Origin of the sequence: Pseudomonas sp. SG-MS2 (genome assembly GCF_009933855.1) — a bacterium.
Taxonomy (GTDB): Bacteria; Pseudomonadota; Gammaproteobacteria; order Pseudomonadales; family Pseudomonadaceae; genus Aquipseudomonas; species Aquipseudomonas putida_E.
Genome location: NZ_MOMO01000214.1, coordinates 19,604 through 43,249 on the forward strand (window position 1 = coordinate 19,604; position 23,646 = coordinate 43,249).

Consider the following 23,646-nt stretch of genomic DNA (forward strand, 5'->3'; position numbering starts at 1 on the left):
AATAAATCGGGGCTCAATGTTCAACGCCTCAGGTTCAGCGCTTGGCGGTCTCGCCAACCAGCGCCGCTTCCTTCTTGTCCGCAATCAGCGAGGCGTAGTACTGCTCGCCCTTGGCGGCGTCGTACATGCCTTCCCAACGAGCGATCACCAGGGCAGCCAAGGCATTGCCGACCACGTTCAGAGCGGTACGCGCCATGTCCATGATGCGGTCGACACCTGCGATGAAGGCCAGGCCTTCCAGCGGGATGCCTACGCTGCCCAAGGTTGCCAGCAGGACCACGAACGATACGCCCGGCACACCGGCAATACCCTTGGAGGTCACCATCAGGGTCAGCACCAGCAGCAATTGCTGGCTCCAGGACAGGTCAATGCCGTACAGCTGGGCGATGAAGATCGCCGCGATGCTCTGGTACAGGGTCGAGCCGTCGAGGTTGAACGAGTAACCGGTCGGTACCACGAACGAGCAGATCGACTTCGGCGCACCGTACTTTTCCATCTTCTCGATGACACGCGGCAGCACGGTTTCGGAGCTGGACGTGGAGTAGGCCAGGATCAGCTCATCTTTCATGATGCGCATGATCTTGATTACCGAGAAGCCAAAGATGCGTGCGACAAGGCCCAGCACCATGAAGGCGAAGAAGGCGATGGCGAAGTACACCAGCAGCACCAGCTTGGCCAGCGGCAGCAGCGAGCTGAAGCCGAAGTTGGCGACCGTCACGGCGATCAGGGCGAATACGCCGATCGGGGCGTAGTTCATGATCATGTGGGTGACCTTGAACATGGTCTCCGACACGCCCTGGAAGGTACGCACCAGCGGCTCGCGCAGGTCTGCCTGCAGGCTCGACAAGCCCAGGCCGAACAGCACCGAGAAGAAGATGATCGGCAGCATCTCGCCACGCATCAGCGCCGCGAAGATGTTCGACGGGATCAGGTTCAGCAGGGTCTCGATGAACGCATGCTCATGCTGCACCTCGGCGGCGGTCGCCTGGTACTTGGAGATGTCGACGGTGCCCAGGGTGCTCATGTCGATGCCGGCGCCCGGGTGGAACAGGTTTGCCAGCACCAGGCCGACAACGATGGCGATGGTTGTCACCACCTCGAAGTAGATGATGGTCTTCAGGCCGATGCTGCCCAGTTTCTTCGCGTCGCCAACCCCGGCGATGCCCACGATCAGCGACGAAATCACGATCGGGACGACGATCATCTTGATCAGGCGAATGAAGATGTCACCGGCGGGCTGGAGAACGTTGCTGATCCACCATGCCTTTTCTGCACTGAAATGATTCAGTAGCGCGCCGATTGCAACGCCCAGGACCAGACCGATGACGATCTGCCAGGCGAGGCTCAATTTTGCCTTCTTCATGTCTTTACCCTTTGTTCTAGTGATCACGGGCACCGACCGGAAAAGCACGTAACAGAGCCGTTGGCAACGTCACGGGCATCGTACAGCTTCCGTCCGGAGGCCTCATGTAAGGACACCGCAAGCGAGCGACAGGGCGCTCGGGCCAGCGAAAAGGCGGCAACTATTGCGATGGGCAAGGACGAAATCTAATGCCGGAAGCGCATACCCCATGCCGATTCGACATACAGCAATGCGTCAAAATGAGGCATTCGCAAGTCATTGATTTATAACGTTCGGAAACCCGAACACGACCAAACCGCCAGATCTCGGCTGATTTGGCAGTACGCAAAAGAGGACATTGATGGCCTGTTCGACAATCCGAATGGCCGAAATGACACCTGACAACGGCAGCGTTGAGCGAAAAAAAATTGATGTGCGGTCAAGACAAAATGTGTCTCAGCAGGAAAAAGCTGAAAGGGAGATGTTGAAATGAAGATGGCATCTCGGAAGTCAGGCCAGCTCTATGTGGGAAAACTCACTGCTGACCTGAACCTCCGATTTTGCCTTGCCTGACCCGGCCCATTGCTGGAGGCACTCCCTGTACCCCTAGGCCACTCCGATCCTGCAACAATCAGAACAGCCCGGCCCCTTGGTCATGTGCGGCCCCTCCTCGGGGCAGCGCATCATAGAAGCGAGAACTATAGAAAGGTTCCACTTCTATTACGTGACAGTGCGCGACCAATCGTCCCTGACACTCAGTACCAGTTCGGGTCACGCTTGAGCTGCTCCTTCAGCATCGCCTGCATGCCTTCATCCGGCTCACCCAGCCAACGATACTGCGCATGGCGGGTTGGAGCCTTGTCACTCGGCAGGCCCTCGGGTACCTCTACCAGCATCCCGTAGGCATCGTCCTTGTCCCAGCTGAACGCTACGATCAGGCGTTTGTAGGTGCAGTTGTCCTTGGATTCACACAGCGGTCCGACCAGATATTTGTCACCATCCTCGGTCACCGCGGACATCTGCTGCTGCGCACTGCCCGTCAGGTTGATCACCCAGTCGGGCAGGCGTTCCTCGCCTTTGATCGCGTCCTGCCAGGTCTCCCGGTACTCAGGGTCAGAGCCGAGCAACTTGTCGGCGCTGACCTGGCCATCATTGGCCGCCATCGCCGCTGCGCTACCACCCAACAGCAGAGCGGCAGCTACGGCGTTGCAAAGCTTCCTGCTCATCGTCAACCTCGACCACGTCCAAAGAAGAAGGAGGCTACGAACAGGACCAGGAAGACAATGAACAGGATCTTCGCGATACCCGTGGCAGCGCCGGCGATACCACCGAAGCCGAGTACGGCGGCGACAATGGCGATGATGAGGAAAGTGATAGCCCAACTCAGCATGATGCTTCTCCTTTCTTTTTTGAAATCGATCCGGTCGGTGTCGAAACCGCAGCGCCTTAGAACACCCAGCGTTGCTGGGGCACGACTTTTTCGACTGTGGCCGGCGAGGTGTTGGCCGAAGGCAGCTTTTGCGCTGCCCTCACCAATGTGTTGGCACGTGTAGCCTGGATTTGCGCCAGCAGCGCAGTCTGCGCCGCAACCTGCTCAGTGAGTCGCGCGGTCTGCCAGCTGTAGTAAAAAAGGCCTGCGGCCAAAGCCAGCAGCAACGCCATCCCCAGTATCAGGAACTGGCGCAGTGGCAGTGCGGCGATCTGCGAACGGTTGACGGATTGGCGGTTCATGCCGGCTTCTCCTGCTGTAATTTTTCTATTCAAACCTGAACAGGTAATTGCAGCCTGCGTGCCAGCGGCTCGATTTCTAATAAATCCTTAGAAATCAGATACTTATACAAACACATGATTGGGCCTGAGGACGTATCCTGCACGATGCCCGTCTTGGCATCGTGCGTATTGCACGATTCATCCTTCAACCTTGGTCGCCACCTTGAGCAGATCGGCATCCACCCCACGTACGCCAATGATTTGCCGCGCGATCTCAACGGCGATGGTTTTCTGCTCGCTGCTGACCACCTCACCCGACAGCCGCACCATGCCGCCCTCACTGGCCACCTTGATGTTCAGGCCATCAAGGTTGCGGCTGAAGCGGAAGCTGTTCTGGATCTTGTCGATCACCCAACTGTCACTTGGCTGCGGCCCGGTGGACACGCCCACCGGCGTTTCGCGAGCCTGGGCCATGGCTGCGGAATCCAGACTGACCAGGTTGTTGACCAGGTACACACCGTCAGTGGTCCGCGCCACCACCCCAGCCAGTTCCTTGGCTTCAGCGCTGTCGACCTTGCCGCGCAGGGTGATCACACCTTCACTGCTCTGTACCTCGATAGGCGCCTTCTGCGTCGTACGGCTCCACAGCAGACGGGCACGAATGACGGCAGCAAGGGTTGCATCCTCAAGACGCTGAGCGTAAGCCCGCAATTCGAGCGGGCGCTCGACCAGCCCGGCGTTGACCTGCAACTGGTTATCGACCTGTTCGATGCCTCGAGTCGCCTGTGCGACGTGTTCGGCCAGCTGGCGCTCAACCTCATTCTCGACCTCACCCGTCAGGCGTGCCCGCTGGCCATCCACCTCGACCTCAATGCGAAACGGGTTGAGCATGCGGTTGAGTGCCAGCGCAGTCTGTAGGGAGCCCTCCAGGCGGGCATCCTGAACCGGGTCGGCAAACGCTGGGGTGCAAATGGATAACAGGCTGGCCGTCAACACAGCCGTTCGAGTGGTAAAAGGCATGACCGCACTCCTTCTGTAGGCTAAATCCACAAATCATCGCAACCAATGTGCCACCTCAATGCTCTAAGGCAATCATTGAGATATCGCGGGTTCACGGCATTCTTTGGCCATTGGCTAGCATGCATAGGACAGAATCCTTCAGAATTGACCATGCAACTTGCCCGATTTTTCCCACACTAAATGAAGATCTTTCCCAAAGGAGCGCTGGAAATGGAATCAGCCCAGGACAACCAAGGCCGTATTCTGCTTGTGGATGACGAGTCCGCGATCCTGCGCACCTTCCGCTACTGCCTCGAAGATGAAGGCTACAGCGTGGCCACCGCCAACAGTGCCGCGCAGGCCGAAGCCTTGCTCCAGCGCCAGGTGTTCGACCTGTGCTTCCTCGACCTGCGTCTGGGTGAAGACAACGGCCTGGATGTGCTGGCACAGATGCGCATCCAGGCACCGTGGATGCGGGTGGTGATCGTCACCGCGCATTCGGCCATCGACACTGCAGTCGATGCGATCCAGGCCGGTGCCGCCGACTACCTGGTCAAACCCTGCAGCCCCGACCAGTTGCGCCTGGCCACCGCCAAACAGCTGGAAGTCCGCCAATTGTCGGCACGCCTGGAGGCGCTCGAAGGTGAAGTGCGCAAGCCCAAAGACGGCCTGGACTCGCATAGCCCGGCAATGATGGCCGTGCTGGAAACCGCACGTCAGGTAGCCACCACCGACGCCAACATCCTCATTCTTGGCGAATCGGGGACCGGCAAGGGCGAACTGGCCCGCGCCATTCACAGCTGGAGCAAGCGTGCACGCAAGGCCTGCGTGACCATCAACTGCCCGTCGCTGAACGCCGAGCTGATGGAGAGCGAATTGTTCGGCCACACCCGCGGCGCATTCACTGGCGCCAGTGAAAGCACGCTGGGCCGCGTCAACCAGGCCGATGGCGGCACGCTGTTTCTCGACGAGATCGGCGATTTTCCCCTGACATTGCAACCCAAGTTACTGCGTTTCATCCAGGATAAAGAGTATGAGCGGGTAGGCGACCCTGTCACCCGACGCGCCGATGTGCGCATCCTCGCGGCGACCAACCTGAACCTGGAAGAAATGGTCCGCGAAAGCCGCTTCCGTGAAGACCTGCTCTACCGCCTGAACGTCATCACCCTGCACCTGCCGCCCCTGCGCGAGCGCAGTGAGGACATCCTTACCCTGGCCGATCGCTTCCTCGCCCGTTTCGTCAAGGAGTACGCGCGCCCTGCCCGCGGCTTCAGCGACGAAGCCCGCGCCGCGCTGCTCAATTACCGTTGGCCTGGCAATATCCGCGAACTGCGCAACGTGGTCGAACGCGCCAGCATCATCTGCCCACAGGACCGGGTGGAGATCATTCACTTGGGTATGGGCGAGCAACCTGCCGGCAGCGCTCCCCGGGTTGGTGCGGCGCTGAGCCTGGATGAACTGGAGCGTGCCCACATCGGCGCTGTGCTGGCAGCCAGTGACACACTGGACCAGGCCGCCAAGACCTTGGGTATCGATGCCTCGACCCTGTACCGCAAGCGTAAGCAGTACAACCTATGAAATGGCCGATGAAGCTGCGTACGCGGCTTTTCCTCAGCATTTCAGCGCTGATCACAGTCGCTCTGCTGGGCCTGATGCTAGGTTTGGTCAGCGTGTTGCAAATGACTGCCGCGCAGCAAGCTTCGGTGAGCAATACCACCCATGTCCTGGAAATAGGCTTGAAGCTTCGGCAGAACCTAGGCGAGCAACTGATGCTCATCCTCGATGCGCAAACTTCGCCTCAGAGCCTGCGAGCGCTGCAAGACAATTTCCAGGACCTGCTTGACCAAGGGCTTGCACAAGGCGGTGAACGTACCGGCTTCAACAAGGCCAGCAGCAACTATCAGGCCTTCCTGAGTGCCTATCGCCAAAGCCCTGCACCGGCAAACAGCATGGGTGCCGACCAGCCACTGGGCGCCGCGTTCAACCAAGTGCGCACCGACCTGATCGATTCGCACAAGCTTGCCATCGATTACATCACTCGCAGCGAACAACTGTCCCGCGACCGCGCTTTACTGGTCAGTGGTGTACTCGGCCTGACGGGCTTGGTGGTGCTTATGCTCGGCTTCTTTACCGCACACAACATCGCCCGCCGCTTCGGGCAACCCATCGAAGCCCTGGCCAAGGCCGCAGATCAACTCGGCCAAGGTAACTTCGATGTCACGTTGCCCGTCAGCCAAGCCATAGAAGTCAACCAGCTGACCCGCCGCTTCGGGCTGATGGCCGAGGCGCTGCGCAAGCACCAGGAGACCAACGTCGATGAACTGCTGGCCGGCCAACAACGCCTGCAGGCTGTGCTCGACAGCATCGACGATGGCCTGCTGATCATCGACCGCCAAGGCAACCTGGAGCATCTCAACCCGGTCGCCCAGCGCCAACTCGGCTGGAGCAACAACCGCCTGGGCAGCCCCTTGGCAGAGGCACTGCAGCGCCCAGAGCTGGAGCAACAGCTGCGCCAGGTGCTGCGCGGCGGTAGCCTGGACCGCCCACCTGAGGACCTGAGTATCGAGGTTGATGAAGAGTCACGCCTGCTGTCCTACAGCCTGACCCCGGTCAGCCACCCGCAAGGACCGATTCTCGGTGCCGTGATGGTGCTGCACGATGTGACCGAGCAGCGCGCTTTCGAGCGTGTGCGTAGCGAGTTCGTACTGCGCGCCTCCCACGAACTGCGTACGCCGGTCACCGGCATGCACATGGCCTTCGGCCTGCTGCGAGAGCGCGTGAAGTTTCCACCTGAGGCGCGTGAGAATGACCTGTTGGAGACCATCGGCGAGGAAATGCAGCGCCTGACCCAACTGATCAACGACCTGTTGAATTTTTCACGCTACCAGAGCGGGCTGCAAAAACTCGAACTCGCCCCCTGTGCCATCGACGAACTGCTCGAACGTGCCCAGGTACGGTTCAGCGAGCAGGCATCAGTCAAGCAGATCGAGCTGATCAAGGCGCTGGAGCCGCCGCTGCCTCGGATCCAGGCCGACATCGCCCAACTGGATCGTGTGCTCGACAACCTGCTGCACAACGCCATTCGGCATACCGGCAGCGGGGGGCGAATTCGCCTGCATGCGCGACGCCACGCGGAGCGCGTCATCATCAGCGTCGAGGACAATGGCGAAGGCATTGCCTACGGACAGCAGGGGCGCATTTTCGAACCCTTTGTACAGGTAGGGCGCAAGAAGGGCGGGGCCGGGCTGGGGCTGGCATTGTGCAAGGAAATCGTGCAATTGCACGGCGGCCGCATGGGCGTCTTCTCCCGGCCCGGGCAGGGAACACAGTTCTACATGGCTCTTCCGGTGTGATTTCTTGACCTGCAGAGGTCGTTGAGGCAACGCCTTGCCGGCCACTGCAAGTACACTCACGGTTCATCATCTATCCGCGGCCTGCGGACTTGCCGGCCTCGCGTCACCAACTCGACGAACTGCCGGGCATTGAGCGGATGGGCGAAGAGCCAGCCTTGGCCATAATTGACACCCTCGCTGTTGAGCAGCACTGCCTGGGCCTCGCACTCTATGCCTTCGGCTATCACCCGTAGATGAAGGTCATGGGCCATGCGAATGATATGAGGCGCCACGCCACTGCTGGCGGCATCGTGCCCGAGCGCGTCGATGAAGGCCTTGTCGATCTTCAGGCAGTCCACCGGCAAGGTCTGCAGATAAGCCAGGCTGCAGTAGCCAGTACCGAAGTCATCGATCAACACCTGATGCCCCACCGCACGAAGCGCCTGCAGGTTGTCACGGGCCACCACCACATCGATCAGCCCCCGCTCGGTAACCTCGAAGGCAATCTGGCTGGCAGCCACCCTGTGCAGTGCCAGCAACCGTGCAGCCACCCGGCCGATGCGCGGGACCATCACATCACAGGCCGCCAGGTTCACCGAGATGTAAAGGTTGCGGTGCGAACGCAGCAACTGGCCAAGTTGCTCAAGCACCCGTTGCAGGACGAAATCGGTGATCTGGCGAATCTGCCCGGTATTTTCGGCCAGCGGAATGAACAGGTCCGGGCTGGTCAGGGTCCCGTCAGGGCGCCGCCAGCGTACCAGCGCCTCAGCGCCCACACAGCGCCGGCTGTCGAGTTCGATGATCGGCTGATAGAGGACCTGCAGTTCACCGCGGCGCAAAGCGTTCTGCAATTCTGAACTCATGGAACGCCGCTGCAGGATCAGCTGCAGTACCAGCCAACCGATACAACAGGCCGCCAGAACGCTGCCTGGGAACAATAGCCAGAGCATGCCGTTCATCCGCAGTGGCAGGCTGGCTCGTGGGGCGATCAGCACGAGCTGGTAATCGGGCGATTTGGTCAGCATGCGATAGACAAGGCGGTCATGCAGTTCGAACAACGAATTGCCGCTGGGTGGCGGCCAATTGTCAGCTGGCGGCCAGACTTGTGGCGGGCCCAGTACCGGTATCGCTCTGGTGCCATTGTCCAGCACCACCAACAGGCTACCTCCGGGCGGCAGGTCAACCACGTCGGTCAAGTGCCCACGCGACGTAGAAACCAGGAAGTTGCCACGTGCAAGCATCAACGCGGCAAGGTTCTCGTTGGGTTCGGTGGTGGTATTGAGCCAATAGCTGTAAGTCGGGCCCTGGATGTCCGGAGCCCGCGTGGGCACGAAAGCCCGTGCCCCCCCGCGGTTGGAGCAGGCGACATTGACGTCTACGTATGCCGCCTCATAAATGAAACGCGAGCCCAGCCCAACTTGCTGCAACAACGCCAGCATCGCCGGGTTGCAGCCGCGCAAAGGCTGCGCCTGCAGGTCGTCGACACCCTCGCGCAACTGGCCGAAAACCTGCTCGAGGCGGTCGAGAAAACGCTCGCCCTGCGCATTCATCTGCGCACTCTCGCTCTGCTTCATCTGCTGCAGCGCAATACCGATACTGGCAGTCAGCAACACCGCAGCGCTGGCCAACGCTGCCAGAGAGGCCAGCATCCAGGGGCGGTAAAAAAATTGGCGCAACGCGGTAATCAGAGCCGACATGGGCAGCATCCAGTTGATATACAGGGTATAGCAACTGAATGGCGTATTGGCTTGGCCGTTTGGCGGAGCCCAAGGGCGCGCGGAGGATCAGCGCATCCGGTTTAGCACTTGAAGCATGGCAGCCGTCTGCGCATCGGGCATGCCGTCGAAGCGCTGTGGCCGGAAACGCATCTGGAACGCCGCAATGACATGGCGGGTAGCCACATCGAGCTGCCCGGTCTGTTCGATGGCGTAGCCGAAGCGTGCCAGCTCTTGCTGGTACCAACCCATGCTCGGTGGATTGGCGTTGAAATACGCCTGCTGGCGCGCCACGGCATTGGGCTCTGGCCATACCCCAAGCCCCGCATCGGCAAGACGCTTCCATGGGAACAACGGCCCCGGATCCAGTTTGCGCAAGGGTGCGATATCACTGTGGCCAATGATATGGCGAGGGTCGATGTTGTTACGTTTGACGATATCCTTGAGCAGCGCGATCAAAGACTGAATCTGCGCTTCGCTGTACGGATACCAGACTCGCCCATTGGGCGTGGTGTCAAAGCCTGGGTTGACGATCTCGATACCGATTGAGCTCGAGTTCAACCAGGTTCGCCCCTGCCATTGGCTGTCCCCGGCATGCCAGGCACGACGGCTTTCATCGACCAGTTGATAAACCGTGGCTGGGCCATCTCCGATCAGGTAGTGGCTGCTGACCTCGCCATGGGTTAGCAGCGCCAGCGAGCGCTCCAGCGAGGCATTGGTGTAATGCAGCACGACGAACTGGATGCGGTTGTCATGGTTGGCCGAGGGATGGCTGCGGTCGATACGCAGGCCGGTCGAACAACCGGCCAGTACGATCAGCAAAAATGCAGTGAACAACGCTTTCATGGAAGAAGCCAGGGTAATTAGCAGTGACGCATTAGCATAACGTATGCGCACCCGGCTCACCCGCTCAGCTTTGTTCCACCCGATTACGGCCCAGGTCCTTGGCCCGGTACAGCGCTGCATCAGCACGCTTGAGCACCTGATCACCGCGCTCACCCGAGCGGAATGCGCTCAAACCGATGGAGGCGGTGATAACCACCCGTTCGCCCTTGAAATGGAACGGACACGCTTCGATCGCGGCACGCAGCACCTCGGCCACTTGCGCAGCTACGGTGGGTGACGTCTGCGCCAGCAACAGTACGAACTCCTCGCCACCGAAACGGGCGATGAAATCGCGCGGCCGCAGGCGCTTGCGCAACTGGTCAGCGACGATCTTCAGTACCTTGTCGCCCGCCAGATGGCCATAGCTGTCATTGATGCGCTTGAAATGGTCCAGGTCGAGAATCGCCATCGCCAAGTGGCCGCCGTTCTCCTGCCAGGCCAGCATTTCGCGCTCTACCTGCTCGCTCCAGGCCGCGCGATTGGGCAGCCCGGTCAGCGGGTCGATCAATGCCTTTTGCCGCTGTTCCTCCAGGTGTTCGCGGTAGCCGAGGGCCTCCTGCTCCATGTTAGCGACGCGCTCGGCCAAGCCCTGAAGGCGCCCGGCGAGCTCCTGTTCGCGGCGGTCACGTTCATGCTGATGCTCATCCATGGTGCCCAGCAGCCCTTCCAGGCGGTTCTCGAGAATGTGCTTGAGGCTGTCCACATCGGCCGCCCCCTGCACGCTGCTTTGCAGGCCATCGACCTGCTCACGCAGTTGGCTGTCCAGCTCGCGCGCAGCAGAACTGTTGTCGGCATGACCGGCACTGGCTTCATGAAGGTGGCTCTGGAAGCTTTCCAGACGCTCATTGAGCTGCTGCAGGTAAGTCTCGAATTCGTGTTGCCCGCTGTCGGTGATGGCCAGCATGAGCACGGCCAGGTCATCGAGCACCGGGATCAGCTCGTACCAGTTCAGCCCCCGCGCCACGCGCTCGCGCATTTCCAGGGCTTGGGCCTTGTGGCGTTCCGGCAGGCTGAGGTCATCGAGCAGGCCGATCAGGGTTTGCTCGATATGCGCGGCAACCTGACTGTAGGGCGGCTCGACTGCGTCAGGGAGTGAATAGGGTCCGTCTTCGCCGAAGGTTTCTTCCAGGGGCTTGAGCGCTTGGGGCTCATCGACCTGTATTGGCAGCTCGGTTCGAGCGCCCTCGAGGCGCTGCGGTTGCTCAGCGCAGACGGGTGCAACCTCGACCGGCTCCTGTGCGTGCGGCTCAGGCTCGCCTGGAGCGGGCGGTGCGGCAACAGGCGTTTCAGGCACCACAGGCACCACAGGCACCACAGGCACAGGGTCATGAACCTCAGGTGCTACCAACGGCTGCAGCTCGTCGATATCCCGGGGTGGTAGATCCACCAGCACCGGCCCGTCCGGCAATGGCTGCAGTTCAGGCGCAGCGATTACAGAAGGGGCCGCCGGTTCTACAGCGTTTACACCCTGTGGTTCGCTCTCACGGTTGCCGAACAAGCGCTGCAAAAAGCCCGGCCTGGCATCCTCATCCGGCCTGTTCAACGATGACAGCGCCCGCCCCTGCAACCCGCTCAGCTCTCCGAGCAGCGGCGGCAACTCGCGCGACTGGCTGACGCCGCCGTCGAGTTTCTTCGCCAGTTTCTTGAGCGACCGCGATACGTCACCGGACAACGGCAGGCCTTGCAGTTGCGTCACGAGCGCGGTCAGCGCATCGCTGACCTGGTTCATGCGGGTTTCGCGGCGCTGCTCGGAGTCGAGCACGGCCTTTTCAAGACGCGGGATCAACCCGGCAAGGCCGGCATCCATGTTGTCGCTGCGAATGACCTCACGCATTTCCTTCATGCATTGGTCCACCGCCTTGTCGCTGCCTTCTGCGGCCAAGGTACTGCGCACCAGGCCCCGACGCAGCAGGTCAAGCCGCGCTGCCCATCGGCGCTCCAGCTTTTCCTGCTGTTCGATGCTTTTAAGGTATTTTTCTTTCCAGCGCTCGGCTTCTTCGGTCATGCCTGGATCCGCAACGGGTGATGCATCGGTGGGCTATGGTTACACGCTGTCGGCGCACGGCTGGAACTCTTGAGTGCTCCAATGGCCTTTTGCTGATCTAGCTCAGGGCCGGAAGCGTATCCACAGTCAATGCATCAGGCAATCGGATCTCTACGGCGACCGGGAGATGGTCGGAAATAGGCTGGGCCAGCACCTCGACCCGCTCCAGGGTCAGGCTCGGGCTGAGCAGGATGTGGTCCAGGCACCGCTGCGGGCGCCAGCTGGGGAAGGTGGCTTCGACCTGAGGTGCAATCAGGCCCAGATCACGCAATGGAGAATGGTCGAGCAGGTCGTTGGCATGGGTGTTCATGTCGCCCATCAGGACCTGATGGCGGTATCCACCGATCAGTTCCCGGATGTAGGCGAGCTGGCGAGCGCGGGTCCTTGCACCAAGCGCAAGATGCATCATGACCACGATCAGCGCGTCCTCGCCTTCACCGAAGCGCACCAGGATCGCACCGCGGCCGGAGGGACCGGGCAGGGGGTGATCTTCCAGCAGATGCGGCTTGAGGCGGCTGAGCACCCCATTGCTGTGCTGGGCGAAATGCCCAAGGTTGCGGTTGAGCTGTTGGTACCAGTAAGGGAAGCCCCCCAACTGGGCCAGGTGCTCCACCTGATTGACGTAACCAGAACGAAGGCTGCCGCCATCTACTTCCTGCAAGGCCACCAGGTCGAAATCATTGAGCAGGTCGCCGATTTTCTGCAGATTGCCGGCGCGCCCGGTGTGCGGCAGCAGATGCTGCCAGCTGCGGGTCAGGTAATGCCGATAGCGCTCGGTACTGATGCCGACCTGGATATTGAAGCTGAGCAGCCGCAGGCGACCATCTTCCGGCAGGCCATTGGCCTGCAGATGATGCTCGTTGACCTGCGGCTGATGCAGGCCAATACCACGCGCGGCTCTGAAGCGGGGCATGGGTTCGCCGCTTATTTAGCGGCGCGCTCCTTGTCGATCAGTTGGTCAGCGACGTTCAGCACGCCTTCCGGGCCCTGAGCGGTGCCGAGGTCAAAACGGTACTTGCCGTTGACCACCATGCTAGGTACGCCGGTGATTTCGTACTTCTTCGCCAGCTCTTTGGCCTGGTTGACCTGGCCCTTGATGGCGAACGAGTTGAAGGTGGCGAGGAACTTGTCCTTGTCGACGCCCTGGGTGGCGAGGAAGTCAGCCATGTCCTGGGGATCGGTCAGGCGCTTGCGCTGGTTCTGAATGGCATCGAACACTGCGGCGTGAACCTTGTGCTCGACGCCCATGGCTTCGAGGGTCAGGAACATTTGGCCGTGGGCGTCCCATGCACCGCCGAACATCGCCGGCACACGTTTGAAGTTGACGTCCTTCGGCAGTTTTTCAACCCAAGGGTTGATCACCGGCTCGAAGTGATAGCAATGAGGGCAGCCGTACCAGAACAGCTCGACCACTTCGATCTTGCCGGGAACGGACACCGGAACAGGGTTGCTCAGCTCGAGGTACTCCTTGCCGGCTGTGGCAGGCTCCGCAGCCTGAACGGCGGACATACCGAATACGCTGGCGGCGACCAGCGCAGCGCTGAGAATCAGTTTACGCATGCTTTACTCCTGAGCAGTCTTTGGTCGCCTCGACACGACCTGTACTGAGACAGGTCGGGAAGGGCCCGAGTTCTGTAGTGTACCGGCTGCGGACTGAAAAAAGGGCGGTCCGCGCCGCCCTTTCATCTTTAGCGTTGCAGCATTAACCGAATGTTAATGCGCAGATAGCTCAGTGAAGGCCCTGGATATAACTGGCCAACGCTTCGATATCATGGTTGCTCAGCTTGCCGGCTATGGTCCGCATGGTCATGGCATCACCATCATTGGTGCGGTTGCCTTCACGGAAGTCGGTGAGCTGCTTGGTCACGTACTGCGAATGCTGGCCACCCAGGTGTGGAAAGCCGGCCAGCGCGATGCCTGCGCCATTGGGCGAATGGCACCCGGTGCAGGCAGGCATGCCTTTTTCCAGATCGCCGCCATTGAACAGCGCCCGGCCACGCTCGACCAACTTGGGGTCGGCGGCGCCGACGCTGCCTTTCTGGCTGGCGAAGTAGGCGGCGATGTCGGCCAGGTCCTGGTCATTGAAGTTGGCCAGCATGCCGGTCATCTCCAGCACGGTACGCTTGCCGGACTTTATGTCATGCAACTGTTTTTCGAGATAGCGCTGGCCCTGGCCGGCCAGTTTCGGAAAATTGGGTGCCAGGCTATTGCCGTCGGGGTTGTGGCAGGCACCACAGATGGCGGTCTTGGCCTGGCCGGCGGCGGCGTCGCCTTTGACAGGTTCTGCAGCATTGGCCGCACCTGCGACACCCATGGTCAACAGCAGACTCACGACTAGTTTGTTCATCAGCTAATCCAACACGGCTAAGGGTGAAATGTTATGTATCGGGACTGCCGCTCATCCAAAGGATGACCAAACGGTAGTCCTCGGCACTGCAGTCCCTGCACAATCCACGCGGCGGCATAGCCTTGAAACCCTGAGTCACATGTGCCATGAGTACCTCCATGCCTTGCGCCAGCCTTGGCTCCCAGGCTGCCCGGTCACCCTTCTTGGGCGCCTGTGGCAACTGCCCGGCGTGACAGGCCGCACACGTGCGGTTGTACAACGCCTCGGGATCCTGTGTAGCCTGTGCGCTGAAAAACGGCAGGAACATACCGACAGCTAGCAGCCATTTCGCCATGCGGAACGACCTGACAGGGTTGGGGGACGCGCTGCGTTCTGATGCGCGAGCTATTGTTCGACACCCCATGCCCGTTCTCCTTCGCTGGGAGAATGAGCACACAAATACTGGGGCATTATATACTTCCGCCATCCAAACGGAAACGACACCGCTTGCCGGCCTAGGCTTTGGCAACACCCACATCGGATATCCCATGCAAGTCAAGAACCCCATCCTCGGCCTCTGCCAGAAAGCCACATTCGCCCTCAGCGCTGCCAAGGTCGAACAATGCCCGGACGACCAGGGTTACGAGGTGGCTTTCGCCGGCCGTTCCAACGCCGGCAAATCCAGCGCCCTCAATACCCTGACTCATGCCAGCCTGGCGCGAACCTCGAAAACTCCAGGGCGCACCCAGCTGTTGAATTTCTTCAGTCTGGACGATGAACGGCGTTTGGTCGACCTGCCAGGTTACGGATATGCAAAAGTGCCGATCCCGCTCAAGCAGCATTGGCAGCGTCACCTTGAGGCCTACCTGGGCAGCCGCGAATGCCTGCGCGGCGTCATCCTGATGATGGATGTGCGCCACCCGATGACCGACTTCGACAAGATGATGCTCGACTGGGCCAGGGCAAGCGGCATGCCTATGCACATCCTGCTGACCAAGGCCGACAAGCTGACCCACGGCGCAGGCAAGAACACCCTGCTCAAGGTGCAGTCGGAAATCCGCAAAGGTTGGGGGGATGGCGTGACCATCCAGCTGTTCTCGGCCCCCAAGCGTCTGGGGCTGGAAGAGGCCTACAAGGTGCTGGCGGGCTGGATGGAGCTGGAAGACAAGCCGGTAGCCTGAAGCGACGTCATCGCCGGCAAGTCGGCTTCCCACCCTGTGGGGGCCGGCTTTTGGCGATAGTGCCGCCATCGTCACCCCCAAATTTCGGGCAAAAAAAACCCCGGACTTCGTATGGGGAGGGGGAAGTTCGGGGTCCAAGTCCGGACCGCTAGGGCGGGGTCCAGATATCTGCCAACACTTAACACAACATAGGAGCATCGAAGGGCTTCACCAGCCATTCAGTTACTCTGAGTTCCGCTTCACCGGTTTAGTTCCAGAGCCCTCAAAACTATTTGCGATAGCTTCATGAAACCGTAGTACTAATGGCATCGAGCCATGCCAGGATCCGCGTCGCTGCAACCCGGATCCTACACAGGTTTCCCTGCTCAATCAGTGAGCTTCGTCCCAATTCGAACCAACGCCGACCTCGACCAGCAGCGGTACATCCAGTTGCGCGGCCTTGCTCATGTGCCCGCGAATTTCATCTTTCACCTGTTCGACCAGGTCTTCGCGCACTTCAAGCACCAATTCGTCGTGTACCTGCAAGATCACACGAGCATCGAGGCCGCTTTCGCTCAGCCAGTTGTCCACGTTGACCATGGCCCGTTTGATGATGTCGGCGGCGGTACCCTGCATCGGTGCGTTGATCGCCGTGCGCTCGGCGCCCTTGCGTAGGGCCGGATTCTTGGCGTTGATGTCCGGCAGGTAAAGCCTGCGGCCGAACAAGGTCTCGACGAAGCCTTGCTCGGCAGCCTGGGCGCGGGTGCGTTCCATGTAGGCCAAGACGCCTGGGTAACGGGCGAAATAGCGGTCGATGTAATCCTGCGACTGCTTGCGGTCTACGCCGATCTGCTTGGCCAGGCCGAAGGCGCTCATGCCGTAGATGAGGCCAAAGTTGATGGCTTTGGCGCTACGACGCTGATCAGTGGTGACCGCTTCCAGGGCTACGCCAAAAACTTCCGCAGCTGTGGCACGGTGCACATCCAGGTCATTGCGGAAGGCGTGCAGCAGGCCTTCGTCCTTGGCCAGGTGGGCCATGATGCGCAGTTCGATCTGCGAATAGTCCGCCGCCAGCAACTTGTAGCCCGGGCTGGCGATGAACGCCTGGCGGATACGCCGGCCTTCGGCGGTACGGATAGGGATGTTCTGCAGGTTCGGGTCGCTGGACGACAGGCGCCCAGTGGCGGCCACGGCCTGCTGGTAAGACGTATGGATACGCCCGGTTCGCGGGTTGATCTGCCCCGGCAACTTGTCGGTGTACGTGCTCTTGAGCTTGCTCAGGCTGCGGTACTGCATCAGTACCTCCGGCAACGGGTAGCCTTGCACGGCCAACTCGTCCAGGACTGCCTCGGCCGTGGATGGCTGGCCCTTGGCGGTCTTGCTCAGCACCGGCATGCCGAGCTTGTCGTAGAGGATCGAGCCGAGCTGTTTGGGCGAGCCGAGGTTGAATTCCTCACCCGCCAGCTCGAAGGCCCGACGCTCGAGTTCGGCCATTTTCACGCCCAGCTCACCGCTCTGTATCTGTAACAGGGCAGCATCAACCAGCGCGCCCTGACGCTCGATCTTGGCCAGCACCGGCACCAGCGGCATCTCGATATCCATCAGCACCGGCTGCACGCTCGGTGTCTGCGCAAGGCGGGCCTGCAGCGCCTGATGCAGGCGCAGGGTAATGTCGGCATCTTCGGCGGCGTAAGGGCCGGCCTTGTCCAGGTGGATCTGGTTGAAGGTCAGCTGTTTGGCGCCTTTGCCGGCGATGTCTTCGAACGCGATGGTGGCGTGGTCGAGATACTTCTGCGCCAGGCTGTCCATATCATGACGGGTCGCAGTGGAGTTGAGCACATACGATTCAAGCATGGTGTCATAGGCAACGCCCTGCATCTGGATCGCCGGCGAGCCATTGGCAAGGATGTTGATATCGTACTTGGCGTTCTGCCCTACCTTTGCCTTGGCCGGGTCTTGCAGGAGCGGCTTCAATGCCAGCAGCACGGCTTCGCGATCCAGTTGCACCGGCGCGCCTTCATAGTCGTGTGCCAACGGTACGTAAGCCGCTTCATGGGGTTCGACAGCGAAGGACAGGCCGACCAGCTGTGCCTTTTGCGCATCGAGGCTGGTGGTCTCGGTATCGAAAGCGAACAGCGGCGCCTGACGCAGCTTTTCCAGCCAGGCATCGAAGCGAGCCTGATCGAGGATGGTTTCGTATTTCGGCTCGACCGTGGCCGCAGGCGCCTGCACAGGCGCAACTTCATCGCCGGCCCTGGCCGCGTCCCGCTGAACGTCGGCGATCCAGCTCTTGAATTCCATCTCGGTATAAAGCGCCAGCAGCGCTTCACGGTCCGGCTCGCCGCACACCAGGGCGTCCACTTCGATATCCAGCGGCACGTCGACTTTGATGGTCGCCAGTTCGTAGGACAAAAACGCCGCGTCACGGTGTTCTTCGAGCTTGGCCGGCAGGGTCTTGGCGCCACGAATCGCCAGTGCCGGCACCTTGTCCAGGTTGGCGTACAGGTCGCTGAGGCCGCCGCCGATACCGGTCAGCAGCCCTACTGCGGTTTTTTCACCGACCCCAGGTACGCCTGGGATGTTGTCGACCTTGTCGCCCATCAGGGCGAGGAAGTCGATGATGTGCTCCGGGCCGACGCCGAACTTCTCATGCACGCCAGCCACATCCAGCACACTGCCCGTCATGGTGTTGACCAGGGTAACGTGGCCGTCCACCAGCTGCGCCATATCCTTGTCACCGGTCGAGATGATCACTGGCCGCCCCTGTGCTGCACTGCTGCGCGCCAGCGTGCCGATCACGTCGTCGGCCTCGACCCCCTCGACACACAGCAGCGGGTAACCCAGAGCCTTGACGCTGGCATGCAGCGGCTCCACCTGCACCCGCAGGTCGTCCGGCATGCTGGGGCGGTTGGCCTTGTACTCGGCGAACATGGCATCGCGAAAGGTACCGCCCTTGGCATCGAACACCACGGCGAACAGGCTGTCGGGGTATTGCTTGCGCAGGCTCTTGAGCATGTTCAACACACCCTTGACCGCGCCGGTGGGCATGCCCTTGGAAGTGGTCAGCGGGGGCAGCGCGTGGAAGGCGCGGTAAAGGTAGGAGGAACCGTCCACCAGGACGAGGGGCGCTTGGCTCATGAGCAGAATCAACCTTTTCGGCGGGTCCGGAGCTAGAATAGCCGGATCAATGACGACAAAGGGACAAGGTTATCATGCGTACACTCAATCGCCTGTTACTGCTCAGCCTGTTGGCAACCATGCCAGTCGTCACCCTGGCGGCGGACGACGCCCCCTCGGCAGATCCCGAGGTGACCATTCGCACGGAAGGCGATAAAACCATCCAGGAATACCGGCAGAACGGCTTCCTGTATGCGATCAAGATCACGCCGAAAAACGGCAAGCCTTATTTTCTGGTACGCGCCGATGGCTCTGATGGCAATTTCATTCGTTCCGACCAACCGGACATGCTGATACCGTCCTGGAAGATCTTCGAGTGGTAATCTGACGCGTACCGTTCACATCAACCTGGCACTTCCCGGCGGAAGTGCCCGTATGGGCATTCTTTCATCATGTCAGTCTTCACCCCCGTGACCCGGCCTGAGCTGGAAACCTTTCTGGCGCCGTATCAGCTGGGCCGTCTGCTCGATTTCCAGGGCATTGCCGCCGGCACCGAAAACAGCAATTTCTTCGTCAGCCTCGAACAGGGGGAGTTCGTCCTGACGCTGATCGAGCGCGGCCCCAGCGAGGACATGCCGTTCTTCATCGAACTGCTCGACACGCTGCACGCCGCCGATATGCCGGTGCCTTACGCCATACGTGACCGTGACGGCAATGGCCTGCGCGAGCTGTGCGGCAAGCCGGCACTGCTGCAACCAAGGCTGTCGGGCAAGCACATCAAGGCGCCGAACAACCAGCACTGCGCCCAGGTAGGTGAGCTGCTGGCGCACATCCACCTGGCCACCCGCGAGCACGTCATCGAGCGCAAGACCGATCGCGGCCTGGACTGGATGCTCGCCAGCGGTGCCGAGCTGATGCCGCGCCTCACGGCAGAACAGGTTGCCCTGTTGCAGCCGGCGCTGGACGAAATCATCGCGCACAAGGCGCAGATCCTGGCATTGCCGCGGGCCAACCTGCATGCCGACCTGTTCCGCGACAACGTGATGTTCGAAGGCACCCACCTGACCGGCGTGATCGACTTCTACAATGCCTGCTCGGGGCCGATGCTGTACGACATCGCCATCACCGTGAATGACTGGTGCCTGGATGAAACCGGCGCGATCGATATGCCTCGTGCCCAGGCCCTGCTGGCGGCCTATGCAGCGCTACGGCCGTTCACGGCAGCCGAGGCCGAGCTCTGGCCACAGATGTTGCGGGTCGGGTGCGTGCGCTTCTGGCTGTCGCGTTTGATCGCGGCCGAGTCGTTTGCCGGGATGGATGTGATGATCCATGACCCGAGCGAGTTCGAGGTGCGTCTGGCGCAGCGCCAGCAAGTGGCGTTGCACCTGCCGTTCGCGCTCTGACCGAAGCGCCACCGCTCTGCGTAGGAGCGGCCTAGTGTCGCGAAAGGGCCGCAAAGCGGCCCCGGATATCGCGCTGCCGCAGACATGTCTGGGGCTGCTGCGCAGCCCATTCGCGACACAAGGCCGCTCCTACAGCGCCTATGCAAATGGCTTAAAGCTGCTCCAGGCACCCTGCCAGCTCTGCGCCCAGCTTTTCCAGCAAACGCTCGTAGCCCTTGGCATCCACTGGGTCATTCCCGCCCAACGCATCCAGCTCAGCCAAGCGCACCGGCAGCCCGGCCGTCAGCGTCTCAGCCAAGCGCGGTCGCAGCGGCGGCTCACTGAACACACAGGTCTTGCCCACTTCCTGCAGACGCTTGCGCATGGCAGCGACATGCTGCGCCCCCGGCTGCACTTCGGCCGCCACGCTGAACACACCCGCGTGCTTGAGCCCATAAGCAGACTCGAAGTAGTCAAACGCTTCGTGGAACACGAAGTAAGGTTTGTCGGCAATACCCGCCACCCGGGCCTTGATGCGTGCATCCAGGCTATCGAGGCGTGCAGTGAAGGCCTTCAGGTTGCTCTGGTAGCGCGCGGCATTGGCAGGGTCCGCCGACGCCAGGTCCGCCGCCATCTTCGCCGCAATCACCCGGGCGTTAACTGACGACAACCATAAATGCGCGTCCAGGCTGCCCGGACGATGATCGTGGTCATGCTCATCGTGGTCTTCTTCATCGTGTGAATGGCTGTCCTCGCCAAAGTGGCGCAACTGCATGCCCGGCAGCGACTGAACAGCCACGACAGGTTTGCTGCGGCTGCCCAACACCCGCGGCAGGAAACCTTCCATGTCGGGGCCGATCCAGTACAGCAGGTCGGCATCGCCGACGCGGCGCACGTCGGATGGGCGCAGGGCATAGTGGTGCGGCGAGGCGCCAGGAGGCAGCAGCACCTCGGGGCTACCAACCCCGTCCTGCACAGCGGCGGCAATCTGCTGCAACGGTTTGATACTGGTCAGCACACGCACGTCGGCTTGCGCCGAGCAGGCGATAAAAGCGACAAAAAGCACAAGCAATCGGGACACGGTGAATACTCGACTCGTCAGAAACAGGTAACATAATAACGTCTCCATCCAGAACCGTCGCTGCTCATGTCCATCACGCCGCTGGCCCACCGTCCCCACGATCACTCTCATTGCGTGCACAGCGCCCTGACCGAGGCCGAGGTGCTGTGCACCCGCCAGGGCCTGCGCCTGACCGCATTGCGCCGGCGTGTGCTGGAGCTGGTATGGCAAAGCCACAAGCCGCTGGGCGCCTACGACATCCTCGCCGTGCTCAGCGAACAGGATGGCCGGCGTGCTGCGCCACCGACCGTTTATCGGGCGCTGGATTTCCTGCTGGAAAACGGCCTGGTACACCGCATCGCTTCACTCAACGCCTTCATCGGTTGTAGCCACCCCGAGCACGCGCACCAGGGCCAGTTCCTGATCTGCCGCGAATGCCACGTCGCCATCGAACTGGAGCAGGACAGCATCAGCGATGCGATCATCGCCAGCGCCAAAGGCGTGGGTTTCAGCGTGGAAACGCAGACGGTGGAAATCGTCGGCCTGTGCGGCAATTGCCGGGGCGCCGCATGAGCGATGCACTGATCCGTCTGGAGCAGGTCGGCGTCACGTTCGGCGGCGAGGCCGTGCTCGACAGCATCGACCTGTCGGTGGCACCCGGCCAGATCGTCACCCTGATCGGGCCCAACGGCGCAGGCAAGACTACCTTGGTCCGTGCTGTGCTCGGGCTGCTCAAGCCGCACCGCGGCACAGTGTGGCGCAAGCCGAAACTGCGTATCGGCTACATGCCGCAAAAAATCCAGGTGGACGCCACGCTGCCGTTGTCGGTGCTGCGCTTTCTGCGCCTGGTACCCGGTGTAGACCGGCAGGCAGCGTTGTCGGCACTGCAGGAAGTGGGCGCCGAACAGGTCATCGACAGCCCGATCCAGACCATTTCCGGCGGCGAGATGCAGCGCGTGCTGCTGGCCAGGGCGCTGCTGCGCGAGCCCCAGCTGCTGGTACTGGATGAGCCGGTACAAGGCGTCGACGTGGTCGGCCAGACCGAGCTGTACAACCTCATCACTCGCCTGCGCGACCGCCATGGTTGCGGGGTATTGATGGTCTCGCACGATCTGCACCTGGTGATGAGCGCCACCGACCAGGTGGTCTGCCTCAACCGGCATGTGTGCTGCTCCGGCCACCCCGAGCAGGTCAGCAACGACCCCGCCTTCGTCGAACTGTTCGGCCAGAACGCACCGAGCCTGGCCGTCTACCACCACCACCACGATCACAGCCACGACCTGCATGGCTCGGTGGTCGCCCCTGGCACCCATGTTCACGGAGACCACTGCAAGCATGGCTGATTTTCTTCTTTACGCCCTGCTCGCGGGTCTTTCCCTGGCGCTGGTGGCTGGCCCGCTGGGCTCCTTCGTGGTGTGGCGGCGCATGGCCTATTTCGGCGATACCTTGTCCCACGCAGCGCTGCTGGGCGTGGCCATGGGCTTCGTGCTGGACGTCAGCCCGGCGCTGGCGGTAACCGTGGGGTGCCTGTTGCTGGCGTTGCTGCTGGTAACCCTGCAGCAACGCCAGCCATTGGCGTCCGACACACTGCTCGGCATCCTCGCGCCCAGCACCTTGTCGCTGGGCCTGGTGGTGCTGAGCTTCATGCACGACGTACGCATCGACCTGATGGCCTACCTGTTCGGCGACTTGCTGGCCATCAGTACCACTGACCTGGCCTGGATCCTGGGCGGCAGTGCGCTGGTACTGCTGCTGCTTGCAGTCCTTTGGCGACCGTTGCTGGCGGTTACCGTCCACGAAGAGCTGGCCATGGTTGAAGGCCTGCCGGTCGCTGGCCTGCGCCTGGCGCTGATGCTGCTGATTGCCGTGGTCATCGCCGTCGCCATGAAGATCGTCGGCGTGCTGTTGATCACCTCCCTGCTGATCATCCCTGCCGCTGCGGCACAGCGCCACGCGCGCTCGCCGGAGCAGATGGCAGTGGGGGCCAGCCTGCTGGGCGTCACGGCCGTCTGCGGCGGCCTGGCCATGTCCTGGTTCAAGGACACCCCGGCCGGCCCATCGATCGTGGTCTGCGCGGCAGTGCTATTCTTGCTGAGCCTGGCCCTGCCCAAACGCTGAAAACCGGGGTGCGCCATGGCACACCCTGCAACCTTTTCGCGGGTAAAGGGTCTGTAAGACTTGTTTTCGAGCGTGCGCACCTGGGTGTAGACTTGCTCGCTTTTTGCGCAAATAGAGAGTCGCAGGAATGAAGCCGTTCGCATCCCGTTATCTGCTTGTTGCCGCGTTTTCCCTGTTCCTGGCCGCTTGTTCAAGCGCGCCGGTCGAGCAGCCCGGTGCACCTGCCCAAGCCGATGCCTGGCAGCAGCTGCAGCAAAGTATCAACAGCAATGAACTGGCCACAGCCGAAGATCAGCTTGCCTCGCTGCAGGCTCAATCGCCCGACGATGGCCGCCTGGAACAGTACCAGCGGCAGTTGGCTGAGGCTTACCTCAAACGCAGCCAGATCGTCCTTCAGAAGGGTGACGTCAACGCTGCCGCAACCGCGCTGGCACGTGCCCGCGCACTGATGCCGCA

At 61.3% G+C, this 23,646-nt stretch carries 22 protein-coding genes and 1 pseudogene; 9 read left to right on the forward strand and 14 right to left on the reverse strand.

What is annotated here, in order from left to right; genetic code table 11:
• Positions 1 to 34 precede the first annotated feature (34 nt).
• The 5 genes from gltP to BLX42_RS17770 all read right to left on the reverse strand — a co-directional run bounded on the left by gltP (position 35) and on the right by BLX42_RS17770 (position 4,072).
• Positions 35 to 1,363: a glutamate/aspartate:proton symporter GltP gene (gltP, locus tag BLX42_RS17750; RefSeq protein ID WP_046786728.1), complete on the reverse strand. Its 1,329-nt coding sequence runs from the start codon at positions 1,361 to 1,363 to the stop codon at positions 35 to 37.
• 734 nt (positions 1,364 to 2,097) lie between these two features.
• The gene (locus BLX42_RS17755; protein ID WP_046786729.1) at positions 2,098 to 2,568 is read right to left on the reverse strand and encodes an inhibitor of vertebrate lysozyme family protein; all 471 of its coding nucleotides are present in this window, start codon (positions 2,566 to 2,568) and stop codon (positions 2,098 to 2,100) included.
• Positions 2,569 to 2,570: 2 nt separating this feature from the next.
• The gene (locus BLX42_RS17760; protein ID WP_003252966.1) at positions 2,571 to 2,732 is read right to left on the reverse strand and encodes a DUF1328 domain-containing protein; all 162 of its coding nucleotides are present in this window, start codon (positions 2,730 to 2,732) and stop codon (positions 2,571 to 2,573) included.
• Positions 2,733 to 2,788: 56 nt separating this feature from the next.
• Entirely contained in the window at positions 2,789 to 3,073 is a 285-nt protein-coding gene (locus BLX42_RS17765) for a hypothetical protein (RefSeq protein ID WP_046786730.1), read from the reverse strand.
• Between the two features lie 177 nt (positions 3,074 to 3,250).
• A complete protein-coding gene (locus tag BLX42_RS17770) occupies positions 3,251 to 4,072 on the reverse strand; it encodes a BON domain-containing protein (protein WP_125924268.1) in 822 nt (273 codons plus the stop codon).
• A 210-nt stretch (positions 4,073 to 4,282) separates the two neighbouring features.
• Here BLX42_RS17770 and algB point away from each other — a divergent pair, with 210 nt between their 5' ends.
• Positions 4,283 to 5,629 carry a sigma-54-dependent response regulator transcription factor AlgB gene (gene algB / locus BLX42_RS17775; RefSeq protein ID WP_046786732.1) on the forward strand — a complete coding sequence of 449 codons (1,347 nt, stop codon included), beginning with the start codon at positions 4,283 to 4,285 and terminating at the stop codon, positions 5,627 to 5,629.
• The gene (locus tag BLX42_RS17780) at positions 5,626 to 7,404 is read left to right on the forward strand and encodes a KinB sensor domain-containing domain (protein WP_115273172.1); all 1,779 of its coding nucleotides are present in this window, start codon (positions 5,626 to 5,628) and stop codon (positions 7,402 to 7,404) included. Before algB ends, BLX42_RS17780 begins: the two co-directional genes overlap by 4 nt.
• 56 nt (positions 7,405 to 7,460) lie before the next feature.
• Here the strand turns inward: BLX42_RS17780 and BLX42_RS17785 are convergent, their stop codons facing one another.
• The 7 genes from BLX42_RS17785 to BLX42_RS17815 all read right to left on the reverse strand — a co-directional run bounded on the left by BLX42_RS17785 (position 7,461) and on the right by BLX42_RS17815 (position 14,708).
• Positions 7,461 to 9,080: an EAL domain-containing protein gene (locus BLX42_RS17785; RefSeq protein ID WP_046786734.1), complete on the reverse strand. Its 1,620-nt coding sequence runs from the start codon at positions 9,078 to 9,080 to the stop codon at positions 7,461 to 7,463.
• An 87-nt stretch (positions 9,081 to 9,167) separates the two neighbouring features.
• On the reverse strand, positions 9,168 to 9,944 hold the full coding sequence (locus BLX42_RS17790; protein WP_218176286.1) for an N-acetylmuramoyl-L-alanine amidase: 777 nt from the start codon (positions 9,942 to 9,944) through the stop codon (positions 9,168 to 9,170).
• Positions 9,945 to 10,008: 64 nt separating this feature from the next.
• Positions 10,009 to 11,988: a GGDEF domain-containing protein gene (locus BLX42_RS17795; RefSeq protein ID WP_161872287.1), complete on the reverse strand. Its 1,980-nt coding sequence runs from the start codon at positions 11,986 to 11,988 to the stop codon at positions 10,009 to 10,011.
• 97 nt (positions 11,989 to 12,085) lie between these two features.
• A complete protein-coding gene (locus tag BLX42_RS17800; RefSeq protein ID WP_046786736.1) occupies positions 12,086 to 12,940 on the reverse strand; it encodes an endonuclease/exonuclease/phosphatase family protein in 855 nt (284 codons plus the stop codon).
• 11 nt (positions 12,941 to 12,951) lie between these two features.
• A complete protein-coding gene (gene dsbA, locus BLX42_RS17805; protein ID WP_039602079.1) occupies positions 12,952 to 13,587 on the reverse strand; it encodes a thiol:disulfide interchange protein DsbA in 636 nt (211 codons plus the stop codon).
• Positions 13,588 to 13,756: 169 nt separating this feature from the next.
• Positions 13,757 to 14,374, reverse strand: coding sequence for a cytochrome c (locus BLX42_RS17810; protein WP_115273175.1), 618 nt, complete (start codon positions 14,372 to 14,374; stop codon positions 13,757 to 13,759).
• A 31-nt stretch (positions 14,375 to 14,405) separates the two neighbouring features.
• Positions 14,406 to 14,708 (reverse strand): cytochrome c5 family protein, encoded by a 303-nt coding sequence (locus tag BLX42_RS17815; RefSeq protein ID WP_046786739.1) that lies wholly within the window; start codon positions 14,706 to 14,708, stop codon positions 14,406 to 14,408.
• Positions 14,709 to 14,901: 193 nt separating this feature from the next.
• Between BLX42_RS17815 and yihA the strand changes: the two genes are divergently transcribed.
• Positions 14,902 to 15,534 (forward strand): ribosome biogenesis GTP-binding protein YihA/YsxC, encoded by a 633-nt coding sequence (gene yihA, locus BLX42_RS17820; protein ID WP_012316856.1) that lies wholly within the window; start codon positions 14,902 to 14,904, stop codon positions 15,532 to 15,534.
• Positions 15,535 to 15,903: 369 nt separating this feature from the next.
• Here yihA and polA read toward each other — a convergent pair whose 3' ends face one another.
• Positions 15,904 to 18,651, reverse strand: coding sequence for a DNA polymerase I (gene polA / locus BLX42_RS17825; protein ID WP_161872288.1), 2,748 nt, complete (start codon positions 18,649 to 18,651; stop codon positions 15,904 to 15,906).
• A 74-nt stretch (positions 18,652 to 18,725) separates the two neighbouring features.
• On the opposite strand from polA, the gene BLX42_RS17830 reads away from it, so the two are divergent.
• Together BLX42_RS17830 and BLX42_RS17835 are read left to right on the forward strand one after the other, a co-directional pair.
• Positions 18,726 to 19,013 (forward strand): DUF2782 domain-containing protein, encoded by a 288-nt coding sequence (locus tag BLX42_RS17830; protein WP_012316858.1) that lies wholly within the window; start codon positions 18,726 to 18,728, stop codon positions 19,011 to 19,013.
• A gap of 69 nt (positions 19,014 to 19,082) precedes the next feature.
• The gene (locus BLX42_RS17835; protein WP_012316859.1) at positions 19,083 to 20,033 is read left to right on the forward strand and encodes a homoserine kinase; all 951 of its coding nucleotides are present in this window, start codon (positions 19,083 to 19,085) and stop codon (positions 20,031 to 20,033) included.
• Between the two features lie 151 nt (positions 20,034 to 20,184).
• Here BLX42_RS17835 and BLX42_RS17840 read toward each other — a convergent pair whose 3' ends face one another.
• Complete coding sequence (locus tag BLX42_RS17840) at positions 20,185 to 21,141, reverse strand: zinc ABC transporter substrate-binding protein ZnuA (RefSeq protein ID WP_046786741.1); 957 nt, start codon at positions 21,139 to 21,141, stop codon at positions 20,185 to 20,187.
• 18 nt (positions 21,142 to 21,159) lie between these two features.
• Here BLX42_RS17840 and zur point away from each other — a divergent pair, with 18 nt between their 5' ends.
• The 4 genes and pseudogenes from zur to BLX42_RS17860 form a co-directional block, all read left to right on the forward strand.
• Positions 21,160 to 21,645, forward strand: coding sequence for a zinc uptake transcriptional repressor Zur (gene zur, locus BLX42_RS17845; RefSeq protein WP_046786742.1), 486 nt, complete (start codon positions 21,160 to 21,162; stop codon positions 21,643 to 21,645).
• Positions 21,642 to 22,415 carry a zinc ABC transporter ATP-binding protein ZnuC gene (gene znuC / locus BLX42_RS17850; RefSeq protein WP_046786743.1) on the forward strand — a complete coding sequence of 258 codons (774 nt, stop codon included), beginning with the start codon at positions 21,642 to 21,644 and terminating at the stop codon, positions 22,413 to 22,415. The genes zur and znuC overlap by 4 nt, the downstream gene beginning before the upstream one ends.
• Positions 22,408 to 23,190 (forward strand): zinc ABC transporter permease subunit ZnuB, encoded by a 783-nt coding sequence (znuB, locus tag BLX42_RS17855; RefSeq protein WP_046786744.1) that lies wholly within the window; start codon positions 22,408 to 22,410, stop codon positions 23,188 to 23,190. The genes znuC and znuB overlap by 8 nt, the downstream gene beginning before the upstream one ends.
• Positions 23,191 to 23,317: 127 nt before the next feature.
• Positions 23,318 to 23,646: pseudogene (locus BLX42_RS17860) on the forward strand (hypothetical protein); the annotation flags it as partial.